Origin of the sequence: Trebonia sp., assembly GCF_049794275.1 — a bacterium.
Taxonomy (GTDB): domain Bacteria; phylum Actinomycetota; class Actinomycetes; order Streptosporangiales; family Streptosporangiaceae; genus Trebonia.
Window position 1 is genome coordinate 1 of sequence record NZ_JBARCR010000200.1, and the last position, 3,188, is coordinate 3,188.

The 3,188-nt window shown below is 70.5% G+C and carries 5 protein-coding genes; 2 read left to right on the forward strand and 3 right to left on the reverse strand.

Translation table 11 applies throughout. The annotated features are described in order from the left end of the window. The coding region (locus WA805_RS05735) for a hypothetical protein (RefSeq protein ID WP_425241819.1) at positions 1–278 on the forward strand (278 nt) is incomplete at its 5' end. Positions 279–332: 54 nt separating this feature from the next. Here the strand turns inward: WA805_RS05735 and WA805_RS05740 are convergent. The 3 genes from WA805_RS05740 to WA805_RS05750 form a co-directional block, all read right to left on the reverse strand. Beyond that, positions 333–1,478 (reverse strand): acyl-CoA dehydrogenase family protein, encoded by a 1,146-nt coding sequence (locus tag WA805_RS05740; RefSeq protein WP_425241821.1) that lies wholly within the window; start codon positions 1,476–1,478, stop codon positions 333–335. A gap of 47 nt (positions 1,479–1,525) precedes the next feature. Continuing rightward, on the reverse strand, positions 1,526–2,377 hold the full coding sequence (locus tag WA805_RS05745) for an SAM-dependent methyltransferase (RefSeq protein ID WP_425240334.1): 852 nt from the start codon (positions 2,375–2,377) through the stop codon (positions 1,526–1,528). Positions 2,378–2,555: 178 nt separating this feature from the next. Then, positions 2,556–2,687 (reverse strand): hypothetical protein, encoded by a 132-nt coding sequence (locus WA805_RS05750; protein WP_422289483.1) that lies wholly within the window; start codon positions 2,685–2,687, stop codon positions 2,556–2,558. A 74-nt stretch (positions 2,688–2,761) separates the two neighbouring features. On the opposite strand from WA805_RS05750, the gene WA805_RS05755 reads away from it, so the two are divergent. Next, positions 2,762–3,188, forward strand: a 427-nt coding sequence (locus tag WA805_RS05755; RefSeq protein WP_425241820.1) for a DinB family protein, incomplete at its 3' end; no start/stop codon positions are given.

A 3,188-nucleotide genomic window follows, 5' to 3' on the forward strand; every position in this document is an offset into this window, starting at 1 on the left:
TGACGACCCGGCCGGACCGCGACTACCCGATCGGCTGCCGGTACCAGCCGGACGAGCCGCCGCTGCAGCTCAGCCTCGCCCGGCTGCTGGCCGTGCGGGACGCCGCCCGCCAGGTGCAGGACAAGCCGGGCGTGCCCAAGATCGGCGACTTCGCCATCTACAACGGGCCGTGCGTGCCCGCCATGCTGCGGGAGATCGCCCGCGGCCTGGCCGGCCGCGCCCGCCGCAAGGTCACGCTGCTCATCAAGCCGGCTGCCGGTGGCGTGGTTAGCGGCTAGCGTGCTGCTCCCGGCACCACGGCTGCGCCCGCCACCGGGCGCGGCCGCAGTCGCTCACGAGCGGGCGAGGTCGCGGCTGATCACCATCCGCTGGATCTGGTTGGTGCCCTCGAAGATCTGCATCACCTTGGTCTCGCGCATGTAGCGCTCCACAGGGAAGTCCCTGGTGTAGCCAGCGCCGCCGAGCACCTGGACCGCGTCGGTGGTCACCTTCATCGCGTTGTCGGTGGCGATCATCTTCGCGATCGACGCCTGCCGGGAGAAGGGGCGTCCGGCGTCGCGCAGCCGCGCGGCGTACAGGTAGGTCGCCCGTGCGGATTCGGTGGCGGCGGCCATGTCGGCGAGCAGGAACGCCAGCCCCTGGTGGTCGATGACCGGCTTGCCGAAGGTCTCGCGCTCCTTTGCGTAGGTCACGGCCACATCGAGGGCGGCCTGGGCGACGCCGGTCGCTACCGCCGCGATACCCAGGCGGCCGGAGTCCAGGCCGGCTAGCGCGATCGGCAGGCCCTGGCCCTCCTCCCCCAGTCGCCGCTCGGCGGGGATCCGGACGCCGTCGAAGAGCATCGTCGCGGTAACAGAGCTCATCAGTCCCATCTTGTCCTCCGGCGTATCCGCGGACAGGCCGGCAGAACTGGCGGGCACCAGGAAGCAGGAGATCCCGCGCCCGCCGTCGTCACTCGTGCGGGCCATCACCTTGTAGAAGTCCGCGACCCCGCCGTGCGTGGTCCAGGCCTTCGACCCGGTGATGACGTAGTCCTCTCCGTCGCGGACCGCGCGGGTGCGCATCGCGGCCGGGTCGGAGCCGGCGTGCGCCTCGGACAGGCAGTAGGCCCCGAGAAGCTCACCGCCGAGCATGTCAGGCAGCCACCGCCGCCTCTGCTCCTCAGTGCCTGCGTGGAAGAGCCCGAAGCAGCTCAGCGCGTGCACGCTGACACCGACGCCGACGGCCGCCCAGGCCGCGGCGATCTCCTCGAGCACCTGCAGGTAAACCTCATAGGGCTGACCGCCGCCGCCGTACTCTTCTGGATAGGGCAGGCTCAGCAGTCCCGCCCGGCCGAGCGTCCTGAACGCCTCGCGGGGGAACGCGTGTGCACGCTCGGCCTCGTTCACCGCCGGGCGCAGCTCCTTGTCGGCGATGCTGCGCGTCAGCTCGATCAGTTCGGCGGACTCTGCGGTTGGCATCAGTCGCGCGGCGGGCATGACCGCTCCCATCGTCGGCACCATCCTTGACCCACAGAGTACGAGGCTCAGGGCTTGCGGCCCATCGCCCCGTAGTAGTACGCGGCGCGCGGATCGCCGGGAGGGACGCCCTCCGGGTGCCAGGCAAGGATAGGGACCACGCCCGGGTCCACCAGCTCGAGTCCGTCGAAGAACGCGGCGACCTCCGCCTGGCTCCGCGGCGTGAACGAGATGCCCCCCTTCTCTGTCGCCGCCACGGCGCCGGCCGCCTCGTCCGGGCTGAAGTCCGCGGTGGGATGGGTGAGGGCGAGGTAGCTGCCCGACGGCAGCGCGTCCATCAGCGCCGACACCAGGCCCCGCGGGTCTTCCTCGTCCCTGATGTACATCAGGATCGCGATCAGCATCAGGGCGACCGGCTCGCCGAGATCCAGGGTGCGGCGCAGCGCCGGGGCATCGAGGATCGTGTCCGGGTCGCGCAGGTCGGCCCGGATGAACGCGGTGGCGCCGACCGGGTCGCTGGTGATCAGGGCCCGCGCGTGCGTGAGCACGATCGGGTCGTTGTCCACGTAGACGATCCGGCTTTCCGGCGCGACCGCCTGCGCGACCTCGTGCGTGTTCCCCGCCGTGGGGATGCCGGTGCCGACGTCGAGGAACTGCCTGACACCCGCCTCCGTGACCAGGGAGCGGACGGCACGGCCAAGGAAGGCGCGGTTCGCGCGGACCATGTCGCGTGCCGACGGCATCGCCTTGGCGACGGCATCGCCGAGCGCCCGGTCGGCGGAGAAGTTGTCCTTGCCGCCGAGCAAGTAGTCGTAGACCCGGGCCGGGTGCGCCACCGTCACGTTGATCTCGGGTGGCAGCCAGTCCGGATCGCCCGCGACAGCGGGCATGGTCTCGTCGGGGCTGCCGTTCGTCGGCATGACGCCTCCCGTAGAGATACGACACTCTTGTAGAAGATTATCCGGCAGCGGTGAGTGACCCGCCAATGCGTTAACGCATTATTAACGCCGCGTCTGCGCCTACCAGGTGGTCGTGACGGGCGAAGTCTCGTGCGAGGAGGCGTGCTAACCCCTGCCGCCGGACAGCGGCCGGCGGCTGTCACTTCTCGCGCTGCTCACCGTCCGCCTGTGCCTCGCGCCTGCGCCGCCTGCGCACCTGGAATAGCCGGATCAGGTAGATGATGCCGAGGACGCGGATGAGGCCACCGCCCCCGCCTTCGCTGACTGCCATGCTCCGCATTTTTTCACTGATTGGATAAATCACAATGAGCGGCTACGGCTGGGCGGACTGTAGCGTAAGCCGATGTGGCGATCATTCCTGACACCAAGGACTGGACGTGGGTGCTGCGCCGCCCGTGTCCCGAGTGCGGCCTCGACACCAGCTCGGTCGCCAGGGCAGACATCCCCGCGATGATCCGGGTGAACGCCGCCGCCTGGCAGGAACCGCTCGCCGCGCCGGACGCCACGCGGCGGCCGCTGCCCGGCAAGTGGTCGCCGCTCGAGTACGGCTGCCACGTCAGGGACGTGTTCCGGCTGTACCACTACCGCCTCGGGCTGATGCTGACCGAGGACGACCCGATCTACCCGAACTGGGACCAGGACGAGACCGCGGTCGCCGACCGGTACGGCGAGCAGGACCTGGCGGAGGTCGCGCGGCAGCTCCGGGTCGCCGCGGACACGCTGGCCGGCCGGTTCGCCGCCGTCAGCGGCGACCAGTGGCGCCGGCCCGGGC